At 72.9% G+C, this 15893-nt stretch carries 21 protein-coding genes and 1 pseudogene; 12 read left to right on the plus strand and 10 right to left on the minus strand.

Features of this window, described 5'->3' with window-relative positions; translation table 11 throughout:
• Nucleotides 1-15: 15 nt before the first annotated feature.
• Nucleotides 16-351 (minus strand): STAS domain-containing protein, encoded by a 336-nt coding sequence (locus ACZ3UD_RS21225; RefSeq protein WP_465589696.1) that lies wholly within the window; start codon nt 349-351, stop codon nt 16-18.
• On the minus strand, nt 342-848 hold the full coding sequence (locus ACZ3UD_RS21230) for a J domain-containing protein (RefSeq protein WP_465589698.1): 507 nt from the start codon (nt 846-848) through the stop codon (nt 342-344). The genes ACZ3UD_RS21225 and ACZ3UD_RS21230 overlap by 10 nt, the downstream gene beginning before the upstream one ends.
• A 158-nt stretch (nt 849-1006) precedes the next feature.
• Between ACZ3UD_RS21230 and ACZ3UD_RS21235 the strand changes: the two genes are divergently transcribed.
• Nucleotides 1007-1432, plus strand: coding sequence for an Hsp20/alpha crystallin family protein (locus ACZ3UD_RS21235; protein ID WP_465589701.1), 426 nt, complete (start codon nt 1007-1009; stop codon nt 1430-1432).
• A 209-nt stretch (nt 1433-1641) separates the two neighbouring features.
• On the opposite strand, the gene ACZ3UD_RS21240 is transcribed toward ACZ3UD_RS21235, so the two are convergent.
• A complete protein-coding gene (locus ACZ3UD_RS21240; RefSeq protein ID WP_465589704.1) occupies nt 1642-1893 on the minus strand; it encodes a hypothetical protein in 252 nt (83 codons plus the stop codon).
• A complete protein-coding gene (locus ACZ3UD_RS21245; protein ID WP_465589707.1) occupies nt 1868-2548 on the minus strand; it encodes a hypothetical protein in 681 nt (226 codons plus the stop codon). Before ACZ3UD_RS21245 ends, ACZ3UD_RS21240 begins: the two co-directional genes overlap by 26 nt.
• Nucleotides 2549-2657: 109 nt before the next feature.
• Here ACZ3UD_RS21245 and ACZ3UD_RS21250 point away from each other — a divergent pair, with 109 nt between their 5' ends.
• The 3 genes from ACZ3UD_RS21250 (at nt 2658) to ACZ3UD_RS21260 (ending at nt 3892) form a co-directional block, all read left to right on the plus strand.
• Complete coding sequence (locus ACZ3UD_RS21250) at nt 2658-3092, plus strand: Hsp20/alpha crystallin family protein (RefSeq protein WP_465589710.1); 435 nt, start codon at nt 2658-2660, stop codon at nt 3090-3092.
• 114 nt (nt 3093-3206) lie between these two features.
• Nucleotides 3207-3497 carry an STAS domain-containing protein gene (locus ACZ3UD_RS21255; protein ID WP_465589713.1) on the plus strand — a complete coding sequence of 97 codons (291 nt, stop codon included), beginning with the start codon at nt 3207-3209 and terminating at the stop codon, nt 3495-3497.
• Nucleotides 3494-3892: a DUF2267 domain-containing protein gene (locus ACZ3UD_RS21260; RefSeq protein WP_465589716.1), complete on the plus strand. Its 399-nt coding sequence runs from the start codon at nt 3494-3496 to the stop codon at nt 3890-3892. The genes ACZ3UD_RS21255 and ACZ3UD_RS21260 overlap by 4 nt, the downstream gene beginning before the upstream one ends.
• A gap of 56 nt (nt 3893-3948) precedes the next feature.
• Here ACZ3UD_RS21260 and ACZ3UD_RS21265 read toward each other — a convergent pair whose 3' ends face one another.
• On the minus strand, nt 3949-4242 hold the full coding sequence (locus tag ACZ3UD_RS21265) for a helix-turn-helix domain-containing protein (protein WP_465589719.1): 294 nt from the start codon (nt 4240-4242) through the stop codon (nt 3949-3951).
• A 197-nt stretch (nt 4243-4439) separates the two neighbouring features.
• Between ACZ3UD_RS21265 and dnaK the strand changes: the two genes are divergently transcribed.
• The 4 genes and pseudogenes from dnaK to ACZ3UD_RS21285 all read left to right on the plus strand — a co-directional run.
• Complete coding sequence (gene dnaK / locus ACZ3UD_RS21270; protein WP_465589722.1) at nt 4440-6293, plus strand: molecular chaperone DnaK; 1854 nt, start codon at nt 4440-4442, stop codon at nt 6291-6293.
• Nucleotides 6290-6991, plus strand: a complete 702-nt coding sequence (gene grpE, locus ACZ3UD_RS21275; RefSeq protein ID WP_465589725.1) for a nucleotide exchange factor GrpE — start codon at nt 6290-6292, stop codon at nt 6989-6991. The genes dnaK and grpE overlap by 4 nt, the downstream gene beginning before the upstream one ends.
• A 388-nt stretch (nt 6992-7379) precedes the next feature.
• Nucleotides 7380-7937 (plus strand): GNAT family N-acetyltransferase, encoded by a 558-nt coding sequence (locus ACZ3UD_RS21280; RefSeq protein WP_465589728.1) that lies wholly within the window; start codon nt 7380-7382, stop codon nt 7935-7937.
• A 92-nt stretch (nt 7938-8029) separates the two neighbouring features.
• A pseudogene (locus tag ACZ3UD_RS21285) lies at nt 8030-8350 on the plus strand (glycosyltransferase family 2 protein); the annotation flags it as partial.
• A gap of 271 nt (nt 8351-8621) precedes the next feature.
• On the opposite strand, the gene ACZ3UD_RS21290 reads toward ACZ3UD_RS21285, so the two are convergent.
• Complete coding sequence (locus ACZ3UD_RS21290; RefSeq protein WP_465589731.1) at nt 8622-9218, minus strand: hypothetical protein; 597 nt, start codon at nt 9216-9218, stop codon at nt 8622-8624.
• A 128-nt stretch (nt 9219-9346) separates the two neighbouring features.
• Between ACZ3UD_RS21290 and ACZ3UD_RS21295 the strand changes: the two genes are divergently transcribed.
• The 3 genes from ACZ3UD_RS21295 to ACZ3UD_RS21305 all read left to right on the plus strand — a co-directional run bounded on the left by ACZ3UD_RS21295 (nt 9347) and on the right by ACZ3UD_RS21305 (nt 10778).
• Entirely contained in the window at nt 9347-9577 is a 231-nt protein-coding gene (locus ACZ3UD_RS21295; RefSeq protein ID WP_465589734.1) for a hypothetical protein, read from the plus strand.
• A 95-nt stretch (nt 9578-9672) separates the two neighbouring features.
• A complete protein-coding gene (locus ACZ3UD_RS21300) occupies nt 9673-10167 on the plus strand; it encodes a hypothetical protein (protein ID WP_465589737.1) in 495 nt (164 codons plus the stop codon).
• Nucleotides 10164-10778 (plus strand): class I SAM-dependent methyltransferase, encoded by a 615-nt coding sequence (locus ACZ3UD_RS21305; RefSeq protein WP_465589740.1) that lies wholly within the window; start codon nt 10164-10166, stop codon nt 10776-10778. The genes ACZ3UD_RS21300 and ACZ3UD_RS21305 overlap by 4 nt, the downstream gene beginning before the upstream one ends.
• 541 nt (nt 10779-11319) lie before the next feature.
• On the opposite strand, the gene ACZ3UD_RS21310 is transcribed toward ACZ3UD_RS21305, so the two are convergent.
• From ACZ3UD_RS21310 to ACZ3UD_RS21325, 4 genes are all read right to left on the minus strand, one after another.
• The gene (locus ACZ3UD_RS21310) at nt 11320-12378 is read right to left on the minus strand and encodes an SDR family oxidoreductase (protein WP_465589743.1); all 1059 of its coding nucleotides are present in this window, start codon (nt 12376-12378) and stop codon (nt 11320-11322) included.
• A gap of 77 nt (nt 12379-12455) precedes the next feature.
• Nucleotides 12456-13046, minus strand: a complete 591-nt coding sequence (locus ACZ3UD_RS21315; RefSeq protein ID WP_465589746.1) for a TetR/AcrR family transcriptional regulator — start codon at nt 13044-13046, stop codon at nt 12456-12458.
• A 91-nt stretch (nt 13047-13137) separates the two neighbouring features.
• The gene (locus ACZ3UD_RS21320; RefSeq protein ID WP_465589749.1) at nt 13138-13761 is read right to left on the minus strand and encodes a histidine phosphatase family protein; all 624 of its coding nucleotides are present in this window, start codon (nt 13759-13761) and stop codon (nt 13138-13140) included.
• Between the two features lie 66 nt (nt 13762-13827).
• Complete coding sequence (locus tag ACZ3UD_RS21325; RefSeq protein ID WP_465589752.1) at nt 13828-14736, minus strand: oxidoreductase; 909 nt, start codon at nt 14734-14736, stop codon at nt 13828-13830.
• A gap of 73 nt (nt 14737-14809) precedes the next feature.
• Between ACZ3UD_RS21325 and ACZ3UD_RS21330 the strand changes: the two genes are divergently transcribed.
• Entirely contained in the window at nt 14810-15838 is a 1029-nt protein-coding gene (locus ACZ3UD_RS21330) for an ArsR/SmtB family transcription factor (RefSeq protein ID WP_465589755.1), read from the plus strand.
• Nucleotides 15839-15893: the final 55 nt, after the last annotated feature.

Genomic DNA, 15893 nt, shown 5'->3' on the forward strand with positions numbered 1-15893 from the left:
CAAACCCGTCCAGGTTCAAGCAGGTCGGTGAGGTTCAACCAGGTCGGTGAGGCCGAGAAGGTCGAACAGCCGGGCGACGATCGGTGCCCGCACATCCGTGACCTTCAGGACGACGCCTTCCTCCTGCGCCCGGCGATGGAGCCGTTCCAGGGCGTCCGCGCCCGAGCAGTCGCAGAATCGCACCTGTGCGAAGTCGAGGTCGATGCGGCTGGGCCGGCGCGCCAGGCACTCCTTGACGCGGCTCTCCAGCTCGGCGGCGGTGGAGAGGTCGATCTCGCCGGTGACCGCGACGGTGGTCTGGCCGTCCCACCGGGAGATGGCTGTGCGGAAGTCGTTGCTGTTCACAGCCATGGGTCCACCTCCCGCAGCCGGTGCAGTATCCACTCCCAGAGGTCGCCGGGATCATCTGGCGCCCACGCCGACGCGCCCGGCGGTGCGATCCGCACCGGGCCCGCCCGAACGAGCGGTTCGGACCCGTACCGCATCGCTGCGTCGGAGGGAGTCGGCACGGCGCGCGCAGGCCCCGCCCCACCGGTTTCCAGGACGACTCGTACGGACACCCGTCGGCCTGCGGCCCGGGGACGGGCCGAGGCGCGGGCGGTCCCCGGGCGGGGCCGGGCGGTCTCGCGTTCGGCGTCGTAGGCGGCCCGCAGCTCGGGATCGTGCAGGACCTCGTAGGCGGCGACCACCGCGCCGAGTCGCTCCGCCGATCCCGGCTCGACGGGGCGGGTGTCGGGGTGCAGCAGCCGGACCAGGGTGCGATAGGCCGAGGTGACCTGCCGCGCGGACGCCGTGGGCTCCACTCCCAGCACCGCGTAGTGATCGCGTCGGTCTCGCGGTCCCGTCATGGCGGACCACCTCCCGGGTGACCCCGGCAAAACCTCCTCATAGATCTGGATAGAACCTTGGCCAACGCTTGTCAAGATGCCCGAAATAGGGGTACATGAACTGATGGGTGGCCTCCCGCCGGAGTCTCGTCGTCTCCGACCCACGAGGGGAGTGACCCGTGATGTTGATACGAACCGATCCGTTCCGCGAGCTCGACCGGCTCACCCAGCAGCTGCTGGGCACCGCGGCCCGGCCGACCGCGATGCCGATGGACGCCTACGAGAGCGACGGATCCTTCCTGATCCGCCTCGACCTGCCCGGTATCGCGCCCGAGAGCATCGACCTGAACGTCGAGCGGAACGTTCTGACGGTCAAGGCCGAGCGGCCGGCACCGGAGATCGAGGATCGCGAGATGGTCGTCGCCGAACGGCCCTACGGCGTCTTCAGCCGCCAGGTGTTCCTCGGCGAGACGCTCGCGGCCGACAAGATCGAGGCCGACTACGAGGCCGGTGTGCTCACGATCCGCATCCCGATAGCCGAACACGCCAAGCCACGCAAGATCGAGGTCAAGAGCAGCGGCGAGAAGAAGCAGATCACCAGCTGATCAGCGCACCGGCAGCCCGTCCTGGGCCCGGAGCAGGCCCGGCGCCCCGGCCGCGTCCTCGCCCGGGGTTCTCACCCGCGCCGTCGCCGGGGATTGCGGCCCGAGCCGGTCTCCGGCTCCCCCGTGAGGCCGCGACACTGCCGGGCAAGCGGGACCTCCGTGCCTGCTGAAGGGCCTCTTCCCACACTGTTGTCCGCATGACGACCCGTTCAGTACCCGGCGGTGTGATGCGCCGCGCGGGCCCCGGACTGCGGCGCGATGTCCTGTTCGACCTGCGCCAAGGAGGTGCGGAGGGCTTCGCGTATCGATTCCAGGCGCGCGAGGCAGACGTCCATCGAGGCAATGGCGGCACCACTGTCGGTCCGCATCCGGCGCCCGACGGCCGCGAGCTGGTCCTCGATCCGCTGCCAGCGCGCCTCGGCGGCGGCCAGGTGGTCAGGTGCGCCGGTGGTCGCTGTCATGGCGCAGTTGGTCGGCGTGCCGGGCGAGGTCGTCGAGGCGGTGGGCGATCCGGGGGTGGTGGCTGCCGAGGTGGGGGCGGATGGCGGCCAGGGGTGTGAGGAGTTCGGCGGCGTCCGGGGCGCCGAGCGCGGTGTGGAGGTCATCGAGCGCGGGTCGGGCAGCCGGGGCGAGGTCGCTCAGGGCGGTCACCTGGGCGGCGAGCCGGCGCAGGTCGGCGGCGTTCGCACGGGCCCAGGCGGTGACGGCGCGTTCGGCGGCGCGCCGGTCGCGGACCGCCTTGACCCGTCCGGCGCCGGTGGGCGCGCCCGGATCGGTGGCGGGCTTGAGGCGAAGGTAGCGGTTCTCGGCGGCCTGGCGGCTGGCGACGCCCATGGGCTGGGCGAGGTCGGCCCAGGTGGCGCCCGAGGCTCGGGCGGCCTCCACCAGCGGGGCCTCCCAGCTGGCGAGCTCGGTGCGCAGCTCGCGCAGCAGGAGCAGGGTGGCCAGTGCCTGCTCGGGGCCGGCCTGGGTGGTGGACGGGGTCGTGGCCCGGGCGTCCTGGGCGGTACGGACGGCCTCGTCTATGGAGGCGAGCGCCGCGGCGGCGGCGAGGAAGGATGCCGGTCCGGCTGGCGGTCCGCCGCCGGTGGCGGGTGCTTCGGGCCGCTTTCCCATCGGTGTCACTCCTTTGGTGACTCGGGGGTTTGTCATCGGATGGATGACATGTTAGAACGGTTTCAGGTGAAGCGCACTGGCACCCATCAACCAGTGGAGGTGTTTCGCGATGCTGATGCGCACCGATCCGTTCCGAGAGCTGGACCGGCTGACCCAGCAGTTCCTGGGCACGACCGGTACCTGGTCGCGGCCAGCCCCGATGCCGCTGGACGCCTACCGCGTCGGCGACGAGTACGTCGTCTGCTTCGACCTGCCGGGAGTGGACCCGGAGGCGATCGACATCGATGTCGAGCGGAACATGCTGACCGTGAAGGCTGAGCGCCGTCCCCGCCACGAGGGCGAGGACGTGAAGTGGGAGCTGTCCGAGCGTCCGCTCGGCGTGTTCTCCCGGCAGGTCATGCTCTCCGACACCCTGGACCCGGAGGGGATCAGCGCCGACTACGACTCCGGCGTGCTGACCCTGAAGATCCCGGTCGCCGAGAAGGCCAAGCCCCGCAAGATCGCCATCAGCCACAGCGGAAGCCGCAAGGAGATCCGGGCCTGACCGCGTCCCTGTGCCGTTCCGCGCCGCCCGCACCCCCCGGGCGGGCGGCGTGGAACTTTCCCGCAGCTGGCCCCGCGTCCCCCGGTCCCTCGCGCAGTACCGGCCGACGAGGTCATGCGCGGCGGGCGGCTGGCACCGTTCGTGGTGCGGGGCGGTGGCGAGATCGACCTCGCCACCTCCCCGCGGCTTCGCCACCGGCCGGCCGCCGCGCTTGAGGCGCACCGGGAGGTGGTGGTCGACCTGTCGGAGGTGACGTTCATGGACTGCTCGGGTCTGGGCGTCCTCGTCCAGGCCCGCAACCAGGCCGACCCTGTTCGGCCGCCCCGCCCCCGGCCACCGACCCTGACCCGCTTTCGTGCCGCCGCCCACGCCGCGGCGGCCCGCCCGGAAGGCCACCGCCCATGACCCGGCACCGCCGCCTGATCCAGCAGGTCCGCACCCTCGGCCGCTACCCCAGCGACGAGGAAGCCGAACGAGCCCTCGACACGGTCCTGGCCGTCCTCGGCTCCCAGCTCACCGGCGACGAACGCTGCGAGCTGGCCGCCACACTTCCCGAGCGGGCCCGCGCCGTCTTCGCCTCGCAGATCCCCCTGCCCGAACCCGTCGCCGCCCCCGCCTTCGTCGAAGCCGTCGCCCGAGCCCTGAACACCAGCCTCACCAGCGCCCGCTGGGACGCCTCCTCCGTCCTGGCCGCCCTCGCGACTCTCGGTGGCGAGCGGCTCACCGACCGCCTCCTCGCCCACCTGCCCCGCGGTTACGCGCTCCTGTTCGGCCGCGCCGACCTCACCGCCGCCGCCTGACCCGCCCAGCCGGGAATCCGTCGGCGCCGGATACGCGGGCGCCGCCCGGATGCGCGTCAATCGCCGTGAGCTCGGTCCAGGTCGGCCTCCAGCGTCTCCACCCGGGCCTGGAGATCGAGTACTCGGCGCGCGCCTTCCAGGGTCAGTCCCTCGCTGATCAGATTCACCAGCGCCGCGACCCTGTCGATCTCCCGGCGCGAGTACCTGCGCTGGCCGCCCGCCGAACGCACCGGCACCACCACGCCCTGCTCGTCCAGCCGGCGCAGAAAGGCCACCTGGACGTGCAGCATGGCGGCGACCTGCCCCACCGCGTAAAGCGCCGCATCCGGGTCATCGATCGGCAGCACCACGATCTCACCTCGCCGCTCACGAAACCTCAACTCCACGTTACAGATTTCCTCCATCCCCAGCCACGCGTTGTGCCGCGACCCGCCCGCCTTCCGCGCGGCACCGCACTGGTGGATCCAGGCTTGACATGACATGACTCAAGTTTTATGTCTCGATATAAGGAAGTTCTGTGCCTTGAACGCGATGAAGGAGGCCGGAGATGAGTCGTGCAGTCGGAATCGATCTCGGAACGACGAACTCGGTGGTCTGCGTGCTGGAGGGCGGCGAGCCGGCCGTCATCGCCAACACCGAGGGCGCGCGCACCACCCCGTCGGTGGTGGCCTTCGGCAAGGGCGGCGAAGTGCTCGTCGGCGAGGTCGCCAAGCGCCAGGCCGTCACCAACGTGGACCGCACCGCCCGGTCGGTGAAGCGCCACATGGGCGAGAGCGACTGGCGCTTCCCGGAGAAGGGGGACGTGGGCGGCAAGCGCTACACCGCGCAGGAGATCTCGGCGCGGGTGTTGCAGAAGCTGAAGCGTGACGCGGAGGCGTACCTGGGCGAGGAGGTCACCGACGCGGTGATCACGGTGCCGGCGTACTTCAACGACTCCCAGCGCACCGCGACCAAGGAGGCCGGGGAGATCGCGGGCCTGAAGGTGGCACGGATCATCAACGAGCCGACCTCCGCCGCGCTGGCATACGGCCTGGACAAGGAGAACGACCAGACGGTGCTGGTCTTCGATCTGGGCGGCGGAACGTTCGATGTGTCGCTGCTGGAGATCGGGGAGGGCGTGGTGGAGGTGAAGGCCACCTCCGGCGACACCCACCTGGGCGGTGACGACTGGGACCAGCGGATCGTCGACCACCTGGTCAAGCAGTTCAAGAACGGCTACGGCATCGACCTGTCCGGGGACAAGATGGCCGCGCAGCGGCTGCGGGAGGCCGCGGAGAAGGCGAAGATCGAGCTGTCCGCCGCGACCGAGACGACCATCAACCTGCCCTACATCAGCGCCTCCGCCGAGGGGCCGCTGCACCTGGACGAGAAGCTCACCCGCGCCCAGTTCCAGCAGCTGACCGCAGACCTGCTGGAACGCTGCGAGGGTCCGTTCCACCAGGCCGTGAAGGACGCCAAGATCGAGGTCAAAGACGTCGACCACGTCATCCTGGTCGGCGGATCCACTCGGATGCCGGCCGTCACCGACCTGGTGAGGAAACTCACCGGCAAGGACCCGCACAAGGGCGTCAACCCGGACGAGGTCGTCGCCGTCGGCGCCTCGCTCCAGGCCGGTGTCCTCAAGGGTGAGGTCAAGGACGTCCTGCTGCTGGACGTCACCCCGCTGTCCCTGGGCATCGAGACCAAGGGCGGCATCATGACCAAGCTGATCGAGCGCAACACCACGATCCCGACCAGGCGCTCGGAGGTCTTCACCACCGCCGAGGACAACCAGCCCTCGGTGACCGTGCAGGTGTACCAGGGCGAGCGCGAGATCGCCGCGTACAACAAGAAGCTCGGCATGTTCGAACTGACCGGCATCGCCCCGGCCCCGCGCGGCCTGCCGCAGATCGAGGTCACCTTCGACATCGACGCCAACGGCATCATGCACGTCGGCGCGAAGGACCTCGGCACCGGCAAGGAGCAGAAGATGACCGTCACCGGCGGCTCCGCCCTGCCCAAGGACGACATCGACCGCATGATCCGGGAAGCCGAGCAGCACGCCGAGGAAGACCGCCGCCGCAAGGAGGCCGCCGAGACCCACAACCAGGGCGAGCAACTCCTCTACACCACCGAGAAGTTCCTCAGCGACAACCAGGACAAGGTACCCGCCGACGTGAAGAGCGAGATCGAGACGGCCCTGGCGGAGCTGAGGGAGAAACTCAAGGGCGAGGACACCGCCGCGATCCGCGCGGCGAGCGACAACGTCGCCCAGGTCAGCCAGAAGCTCGGCCAGGCCCTCTATGCCCAGACCGCCCCCGGTGCACCAGGCGGCGCAACCGGCCAACGGGGCACGGAGGGGGAGGAAGTCGTGGACGCCGAGATCGTCGACGAGGACGAGCACAAGGGAGGCGCCGCATGACCACCCCGCCCAGGCCGAGCAAGAACGGCGACGACCAGCGCCCGCAGGTGGTCATCCGCGACAAGCGGCGCATCGACCCGCAAACCCTGCAACTGCGCAATGCCGGCACGAAGCGGCCGACCGAACCCGAGGGACGGGAGCACCCTGGCGGCACCGACAGTGCCCTGCTGGCCGGCGGTTCCGTGCCCCCGCCCGGACAGGTCCTCGCAGAGGCCGGCGGCGAGGCGCTACGGGCCGCGCTGGCCGAACGCACCCAGGATCTGCAACGGGTGAAGGCCGAGTACGACAACTACCGCCGGCGCGTCCAGCGCGAACGCCTCGCCATCGGCGAAGCCGCCGTGACCGAAGCCGTCCGCACCCTGCTGCCCGTCCTCGACACCATCGAACAGGCCCGCGCCCACGACGACGCCGCAGCCGGTTTCGAAGCCGTCGCGAACCGCCTGCAGGTCCAGCTGGCCTCGCTCGGACTCGAGACCTTGGGCAAAGAGGGTGAACCCTTCGACCCCTCGTGCCACGAGGCACTCAGCTCGACCGAATCGAACCGGGTCGACCGTCCCACCTGCACACACGTCCTGCGATCCGGCTACCGGCTGGGCGAGACACTCCTGCGCCCGGCCCAGGTGGCGGTCGAACAGCCGCTTGCTCCCGACCACCAGAACTCCGGATCGTCGCTCTCCGAGCGCACTGGCCCGGCATAGGACGGGGGCTGTTCGACGGGCCCCCGTCACACAGTCCCGCCCGCCGGTGGCTGGATGCGCCGCGGTCACTCCGCGGATGCCCTGCCGGCCGATAGCCGGACCCCACCGGCCCAGGGCGCGGTCAAAGATGGACCGGGGCATGGACACTCCTCTGGTTCCGGCGCGACGGCCCGCGGCACTGCGACCCAACGGGCAAGGCCGGCGGTTGGTCCGGCCGGGGAGCAGGGTGGTCATGTACCCGCCAGTGGCGCCAGGTGCCCGGCGCCACTGCCTGAACCCGCGTCACACGGCGCGGGGCGCCATGGCCCGGGGCGGGTGCCCGGTCCGCGCGGTGCGGGTGCTGTGGCACCATGCCCGGAAGTCGACTGTGCCGAGGAGAGGAACCGCCATGTCCGAGACCGCCACCGGGCCCGCCGGGGAGCCCGTCTTCCGCGTTGCGACCGTCGCCGACGTCCCGGCGCTGGTCGAGCTGGTCGAGTCCGCCTACCGCGGCGAGGCCAGCAAGGCCGGCTGGACCACCGAGGCGCACCTGCTGGACGGGCAGCGCACCGACCCCGCCAGTGTCACCGAGGCCGTCGAGGACCCGGGGGGCGTGGTGCTGCTGGTCGAGCGCGACGGCGAGCTGGTCGCCTGCTGCCAGCTTGAGCGGCGCGCGGACCGCGCCTACTTCGGCATGTTCTCGGTGCGCCCCACCCTGCAGGGCGGCGGGATCGGCCGGGTGGTGCTGGCCGAGGCGGAGCGGGTGGCCCGGGAGGAGTGGGGCGTCGCGCTGCTGGAGATGAAGGTGGTCGAGCAGCGCGTGGAGCTGATCGCCTGGTACGAGCGGCGCGGATTCCGTCGCACCGGCGTCTACAGTCCCTTCCCGTACGGGGACGAGCGCTTCGGCATCCCGCGCCGACCGGATCTGCGGTTCGAGCAGCTGACCAAGGAGCTGAGGGCGGTCTGAGGCGGGGCTGATCTGTTGATCGTTTGATGGTCGGAAATCCGACCGACGTGTCGTCAACTCGTTGAGCTGGGGCGATGTGGAGATGTCATACCTTCCTGCACCACCTGGTTCCCTACCTCGACGACCCCGAGGTCGGCATCGTGCAGAGCCCGCAGTGCTTCGACACCGACGCCGACATGTCCTGGCTCGAACGCGCGGCAGGGGCCACCCAGGAGATCTTCTACCGCTGGATCCAGCCCTCCCGGGACGCCCGGGACGGCACCGTCTGCTGCGGTACCAACGCCCTCTACCGCCGCGCCGCCCTGGAACGGATCGGCGGCTTCGCCGAGATCGACCACGGCGAGGACCTCTGCACCGGCCTCTCGCTCGCCCGCGCCGGGTGGCCCACCCGGTACGTGCGGGTCGCGGTGGCCGCTCCTCGACGGCGGCCTCGCGGCCCGCTACGGCGTCCGGACCCTGGACCTCGGCCTGCTCCTCCGCCCGGGCAGCGGACCCAGCTGCCCGGCCGTCCTGGAGGGCGTGGTGCTCTGCCGGGACACCGGGGACATCACGGACACCCTCGCGCGGGTGCTGGCGCCGCGGCTGGACAGGGCGCTGCCGGGCGCGCCGTGATGCCCCGGGCCGACTCGTTCTGGCGAGCCTGCCGGTCCGGCGGCCGGTTCGGGCCACCGGACCGGAGACTGCTCAGCCGTAGATGCTGTGGCAGAGACGGGCCTGTTCGGAGCCGGCGGGCCAGCGGCCGACGCGTTCGGCCTGGTCGCAGATGCCGCCCGGGCCCAAGGTGGGGATCGAGCCGCCCGGGGGCGGTGGGGCGGGGTGGGTGGACGGGCTGGGGCGCGGGGTGCGGCCGGGCTTGGGGTGGGGGCTGGCCGTGCCGTGCTGGGCGTCGGCCGGCTCCGGCACGACCGGGGCGGTCGCCTGGGACATCGGCTCGCCCGTGCCGCCCAGCTGGGCGATCGCGGGGGCGGGCGACGGCAGCGGGGAGGGCGCGGGCGTCGTGGCCGGCGGCAGGCCCGTCGGGGTGGCGGTGGAGGGGGAGGCGTCCGGCAGGGTCACCACGCGGACGTCGCCGCCCGAGCCCGGGCCGCACATCACCAGGACGGCCGCCAACAGCGCGAGCGTCCCGCCCGCCGCGACCGCCCACACCTTCCGGGAGGGCCGCGGCGGCGCCTCCGGAGCGGGGGCGACGGGCGCTCCCGGCGGGGGAGGGGAGGGGACCGGAGGCGGCTGCCAGGCGTCCGGCGGCCACTGCCACTGCTCTCGGGTGGGCTGCCCAGTCATGTCTTCGTCCTTCCAGCGCTCCCCCCGCCGTACCTTTCCGTGCTCAACGAGCGCGCCGACGCCGGGACATGACCCGGAAGAGGGGTCTGAAGGGGCGCTGATTGCCACCGCGCCACATGCTGGGGGTTATGGAGACCAACAGCACGACCGCGCCCCTGGTCGAGGTGGCCGACTTCCGGACCGACAGCCGCTACCGCCTCGTCCACTTCGAGGGCCACGGCTGGGAGCCGCTCGGCCCCGAGGAATTCGAACCCCGCATCCACCAGCTCTTCCCCGGGCTCGACCCGCACGACCCGGTCAAGGTGCACTGGGCCGACCGCCCCTGGGAATGGCCGGCCTGGCATCCCGGCGAGGCATAGGACGCGTCTTGCGGGCCTCTGGCGGGTCCGCCCAGACCCACAGGACGTGCTCTGAGCCACTGATCACCGAGCCGCCCGTTCGCTACGCTGTCCAGGTGAGTGTGGATCACTTCTGGCGCCGCCTGCCGGGGCGGGCCGTGGACACCTGTTCGCCGGAGGAACTCGGCGAGCTGGTGCCCCGGTACCGCGACGTCCGGTACGACCGGCTGGCCGCCGCCGGACTCGCCCTCGGCGTCCGGCAGACGGCCGTCCTGATGGAGCTCGCCCTCACCGAGAACGGCCTGCACCCCGACCCCGCCGCCCGGCTGCCGGTCTACGGCGGGGGGCGTCGGGCGGCCGGTGGCGAGATGCCGGTACTGAGCCCCGAGCAGGTCGCGGCCGCCTCCCTGTTCCTGCGCGACTCGGCGCTCGGCGAACTCGTACGCCAGCAGGACACGGTGCTCGCCCGCACGGTCGCCCGGCTCGACTACCCGACGCCCTGGTCCGAGTCCTGGGCGGCCCAGGTGGTCAACGACCTGCGCGAACTGCGGGACTTCTTCGCGAGCGCGGCGGCAGCCGGGGACGCGGTGGCCGTCCGGGAGGCGGAATGAGCGGGGTGAACCGGCCGGCGGGCACGGCCGGGTACGGCGAGGCGGCGGAGCAACTCGCCGTCCGGTACGAGAGCGTGAGCTTCACCGAGGTCCACCGCTCGTTGCTGCACCTCTACCCGGCGGCGCCCGCCGCCGTCCTCGACATCGGCGCGGGCACCGGCCGCGATGCGGCCGCCCTCGCCGCCCTCGGCCACCGGGTGGTCGCGGCCGAGCCGACGCCCGAACTGCGGACCGTGGGTGAGCGGTTGCACGCGGCGTCGGGAGTGCGATGGGTGGCGGACTCGCTGCCTTCGCTCCCGCTGCTCAGCGCCGAGGGCTCGCGCTTCGACCTCGTGCTGCTCACGGCCGTGTGGATGCACCTCACCCCGGCCGAATGCCCGCCCGCGATGGACGCCCTGGCCCGCCTGCTGGCCCCCGGCGGCCGCCTCGCCCTCACTCTCCGCCACGGCCCGGTCCCGCCCGGCCGCCGCATGTTCGATCTCCCGCCCGAGCACACCGTCACCCTCGCCGCCGCGCGCGGCCTGCACCTGCTGCACCGGGGCGAGCGCCCGGACCTGCACGGGCGCGGTGGCGTGCACTGGACGGAGCTGGTCTTCGAGCGGAGGCGGTAGCCCCTCCGTCGTCCGGTACGGGGCTCCAGTGGCTTCGGTGATGTAGACCAACACGTCGCCCCCGAGGAGGAGTTCCTCGTGCCGACTCCGCACGAGGGCGTCCACGACGAGGTGTCGGGCGGGCCGCCCGGACTCGCCGTGCAGGCCCAGACCGCGAACGTCACGGTCCACCTGCCCCGCGCCCTCGGCTCCGGGCGCGGGGCAGACGGAGGAGGTGTCACCGGTCCCCTGACGAACTACCGGACTCCACTTGCCTCGTGGCATCTTGGGGCCGAGGCGGCGGACGACCCGCTGAACTGGTCCAGGGCTCGTGTGTGCGGCAGCAGCCCCGTGCCGGGCACAGCCGCCCGGCTCCGGCCGCTGTGCCCGGGGCCGGGATGCCGGTGGTGATGCGGGTGGGTTCAGTGGACGCGGTCGCGCGGGAAATCGGGTGGGTCGACTTTCTGTGTGGCGTCAGCGGTCGCCGAGGTCGTGGGTGGTCCGATGGTGGTTGGTGTGGGTTGCGTGGGAAGTCGGGGGCTCGCCGACTTCCCACGCGGCTTCAGCCGTCGCCGAACTCCTCGGCGACGAGGCGGGTGGACCAGCGCTGGAGGGCGGGGACGACGAGTGGATGGGCGAGGCCGGCCGCGGTGGCCAGACGGTCGGCGGAGGCGGTGTCGTAGCGGTCCTCGGAGAGGAAGGTGAGGGTCTCCGGGTCGGCGCCCGTGAGGAAGCGTGGGAGGCGGCGGACGAGGGGTACGGGGATCAGGCCGCGGGGTGGGCGGACGCCGAGGTGGGCGGCGAGGAGGACGATCAGGTCCGGGAGGTGCGGGGTGGTGGGGTCCAGGACGGTATGGGCCGCGACGGGGTCGCGGTCGTGTCCGGGGACGGCGGCGAGGAACCGGGCGAGATGGTCGACCGTGACGACGGGCAGGAAGGTGCGCCGGGTGCCGGGCAGCAGGGGGAGGCGGCCGCAGTGGAGTTGGCGCACCAGCTGGGCGAGGCCGAGGTACTGGCCCGCTTCGCCGGTCGCTGAGTGACCGATGACGCTGCTCGGGTTGACGGTGGTGAGGGGGACGCCGAGCCGGGGCGCGGTGACACGGACGGCGGCGTCGCCGAGTTGTTTGGATGCCTCGTACGCGCCGAGGCGGGTGTAGAGGGCGACGGTGGTGCCGGGGTCGAGCGGGTACCTGGGGTGGGGGTCGCGGCCGACCCGGTAGCCGGAGAGGTGGACCAGGCGACGCAGCCGGGGCCGGGTCGCGGACCAGCGCAGCGCGTGCAGTGCGCCGCGGACGTTCGTGGGTTCGGCCTCGGCGCGGGTGAGGCCGAACTGGTAGCGGGCAGCGAGGTTGTGGACGTCGCGGACCTCGGTGAGACGGGCGTCGTCGTCCGGGGACAGGCCGAGGCCGGGACGGGCGAGGTCGGCGGTGACGGTGGTCAGCGCGGTCGTGTCGGCGCCGTGCTCGCGCAGCCACTCGCGCAGGGCGGTGTCGCGTCCGGCGTCGCGGACGGCGGCGGCCACGGCCCCGCCTTGGCCGAGGAGTTCGAGGAGCAGCCAGCGGCCGAGGAAGCCGGTGGCACCCAGGACGAGGGTGCGCGGAGGTGGAGGGGTGGGCGGCACGGTGTCCCTATCTGTGGACCGGTCTGCATATTTTTTGGACATGGGCATGTTGCCGCCGAACGGCGGCATGCCCGAACCTACGGACGGCGGGACTTCTCCGCGCCGATGAGGTGGAGGACGGCGTGCCGGGCGTCGTCCAGCGGCTCGCGACTGCGCCTGACCGACGCCAGCAGGACCGCGCCCTCCATCAGGGCCAGTGCCTGGCCGGCGGCGGTCGAGGCCTCGGCCGGTCGGAAACCCCCGGCCGCCAACCGCTCGGCCAGGATGTGCTGCCAGCTCTCGTACACCTCGGCGCAGACGGCACGCAGCGGCTCATTGGTGCCGGCGACTTCGAGGGCGACGGTCGCGACCGGGCAGCCCTTGGTGTAGTCGGAGCGCGCCAGGCGCTCGGCGAACACGTCGGTCAGCCGCTGGGTGAGTACGGCGGCGTCGGCTCCCTCGGCGGCCAGTGTCGTCAGCAGGTCCGCGACCTCCTGGCCGGCCTGGACGAGCGCGGCGGCGACCAACTGGTCCTTGCCGCCGGGGAAGTGGAAGTAGAGCGAGCCGCGCGGCGCGCCGGTGGCGGCCAGGACCTGGTTGAGGCCCGTGCCGAAGTAGCCCTGCTCCTCGATCAGCTCCCTGGTGCCGGCGATCAGCCGGGCCCGGGTCTCCTCGCCCTTGGCTCCCATGGTGGAGACTGTAGACCGGTCTGCATATTTTTGTCGACCCCCCCCTCAGATTTCGGGCGCTCAGATCTCGAGCGCTCAGATCTCGTGGCCCTCAGATCCGCAGCTCCGGCGGGAGGCCCGTCCAGCGAAGTTCCTCCGGCAGGTGGGCCTGGTCGTTGAGCAGGAGTACCGAGGAGGGGCGGCCGGGGGCGAAGCGGAGGACGGTGAGGGCGGCGTTGGCCGCGTTGAGGCCGAGCCAGCGCCAGGCGGGGGCGTCGAGGGTGTGGCGGATGAGCCAGCCGATCAGGAAGGCGTGGGTGACGACCAGTTCGTGCCGGTCCTGCGCTCCCTCGACCGGGCCGGTGAACCGGGCGGCGGCCCGGCGGGCCAGGGCCCGGCCGTGCGCGGCCTCCTCGGCGGTGGTGTCGGCGAGGAAGCGCAGCAGGAACTCGGCACTCTCCTCGGGTAGTTCACCGCCCGGGGGCAGGTGCGGGACGTAGTCACCGGCCTCCTCGCAGGCCGACACCGCCACCCCGCCGCCCAGTTGCTCGCCGATCAGCCGTGCGGTCTGCGCGGCCCGGGGCAGCGGGCCGTGGTGCACCGCCGTGAGCGGCCGGTCGGCGAGCCGGCGGCCGAGGAGGACGGCCTGGCGGCGGCCGGCGGCGGTGAGGCTGCCGTCCGGGGCGGCTTCGCCGTGGCGGGCGAGGTAGAGGTAGCGGGTGGCGGTGTCGGGCACGCTGCGGGGCTCCTCAAGGGCGGGTGATGTGACGGAGCGACGCAGCCGGGCCGGCGGTGGTTCCGGTCAGCCGGTGTGGGCCTGGTCCAGCAGGGCCAGTTCCTCCGCCGTCAGCTGGACGGCGCCGGCGGCGATGTTGTCCTCCAGATGGGCCACGTCGCCGGTGCCGGGGATGGCGAGGACGTGCGGGCCGCGGTGCAGCGTCCAGGCGAGCCGGACCTGCGCGGTGCTGATGCCGCGGGCCCGGGCCACCTCCTGGACCTGGGCGGGTTCGGTCCCGCCGGCGCCGCCCTCCCGTCCGGTGCCGGCGATGGCGTAGAAGGGGACGAAGGCGATGCCCTGGTCGCCGCAGAGTCGTAGCAGCGCGTCCTGTCCGGCCGAGGCGCCGATGCCGTACGGGTTCTGGACGCAGACCACGGGGGCGATGGCCTGGGCCTCGGCGAGCTGGTGCGGGCGGATGTTGGACAGCCCGAGGTGGCGGATCAGCCCGGCCTGGCGCAACTCGGCGAGCGCGCCGAAGCGTTCGGCGACCGAGTCGGTGCCGAAGATGCGCAGGTTGACCAGGTCGAGGTGGTCACGGCCGAGTTGGCGCAGGTTCTGCTCGACCTGGGCGCGCAGCCGCTCGGGGGTGCGGGCGTGCTCGGTCCACTCGCCGTCGATGCCGCGGGCGGGGCCGACCTTGGTGGCGATCACGAGGTCGTCGGAGTAGGGCGCGAGCGCCCGGTTGATCAGCTCGTTGGCGGAGCGCAGCGGGGAGAAGTAGAAGGCGGCGGTGTCGATGTGGTTGACGCCCAGCTCGACCGCGCGGCGCAGCACCCGCAGGGCCTGCTCGCGGTCGCGCGGTGCGGCATCGGGCGTGAGCGCGGGGCCGGTCTGCGGCAGGCGCATCGAGCCGAAGCCGATCCGGTGGACGACGCGGTCGCCGAGGGTCCAGGTGCCGGAGGCGGTGGCGGTCACGGTGGTGTCGGAGGTCATGCCAGTCATGATCGGGACTGCACTAGCCTGATCGCCACTGATTCGAGCATGTGTGAATCCACGGGGGTGGGAGTTGGCGGCGGAGCTGCTGTTCACGGCGGGGGACCTGGCGCGGATGCGCTTCGTGGTCTCGCCGATGTGGGAGGTCGGCCCGAGCCTGCGGCTGCTGGGTTCCGGCGTCCCGCACGCCGTCCACCGGCCCTGGGCAGAGCAGGTGCGGCCCCGGCTGGCGGCGCTCGGCCCGGCGTACGGGCTGCTCGCCGAGCTCGTCCCGCCGACCGGCTACGTGCCCGACTTCGTCAACCCGGCCCCGGCCGGGCCCGTGCCCACCCTGGCCGAGGAGCTCGCCGCGATCCGGGCCACCCCCGCCGGGCAGGTCCGGCGCGACCTGGACCGGCTGGCGGCAGAACAGGGCCGGCTCGGGCCCCGGCTGCGGGCGTTGCACGCCGATCCGGCGGCCGGGCTGGCCCGGCTGACCGAGGCGGTCGAGGCGTACTGGGAGCTGGCGCTCGCGCCGTACTGGGCGAGGATCCGCGCGGTGCTGGACGCGGACGTGCTGCACCGGGCCCGGCAGGCCGCCGAGTACGGGGCCGAGCGGGTGCTGAACGACCTGCACGCGGAGCTGCGCTGGACGGAGGACACCCTGCGGCTGCGCCACCGCACCCGTCCGCTGCCCCGGCGCGCGGCCGGGGCGGGCCTGCTGCTGATCCCGTCCGCCTTCACCGGCCCGGGCCTGTTCACCCGCCTCGGCCCGCAGGACCCGTCAGGCCCGCAGGACTCGTCAGGCCCGCAGGACCCGCCGCAGCTCGCCTACCCGGCGCGGGGGATCGGCGGCCTCTGGGCGGCCGCCGCGCCGGCGCCCGGCACCGAGGCGCTGGCGGCGGTGCTCGGCCGCTCCCGCGCCCTGCTGCTGTCCGAGCTCGCCGCCCCGGCCTCGACCACCGAGCTGGCCCGGCGCACGGGGCTGTCGCCCTCGGCCGTGTCGCAGTACCTGACGGCGCTGCGGGACGCGCGCCTGGTGAGTGCCCATCGCGCGGGGCGCTGGGTGCTGTACGCCCGGACGGCCTCGGCGGAGGCGCTGTTGGCGCCACTGGGTCCGTAGGCACCGCTGGCACTGCTGGCACCGCTGGCTCCGAATGGCTGCTTCACCCATGAAA

The organism is Kitasatospora sp. NPDC023118 (genome assembly GCF_055560875.1).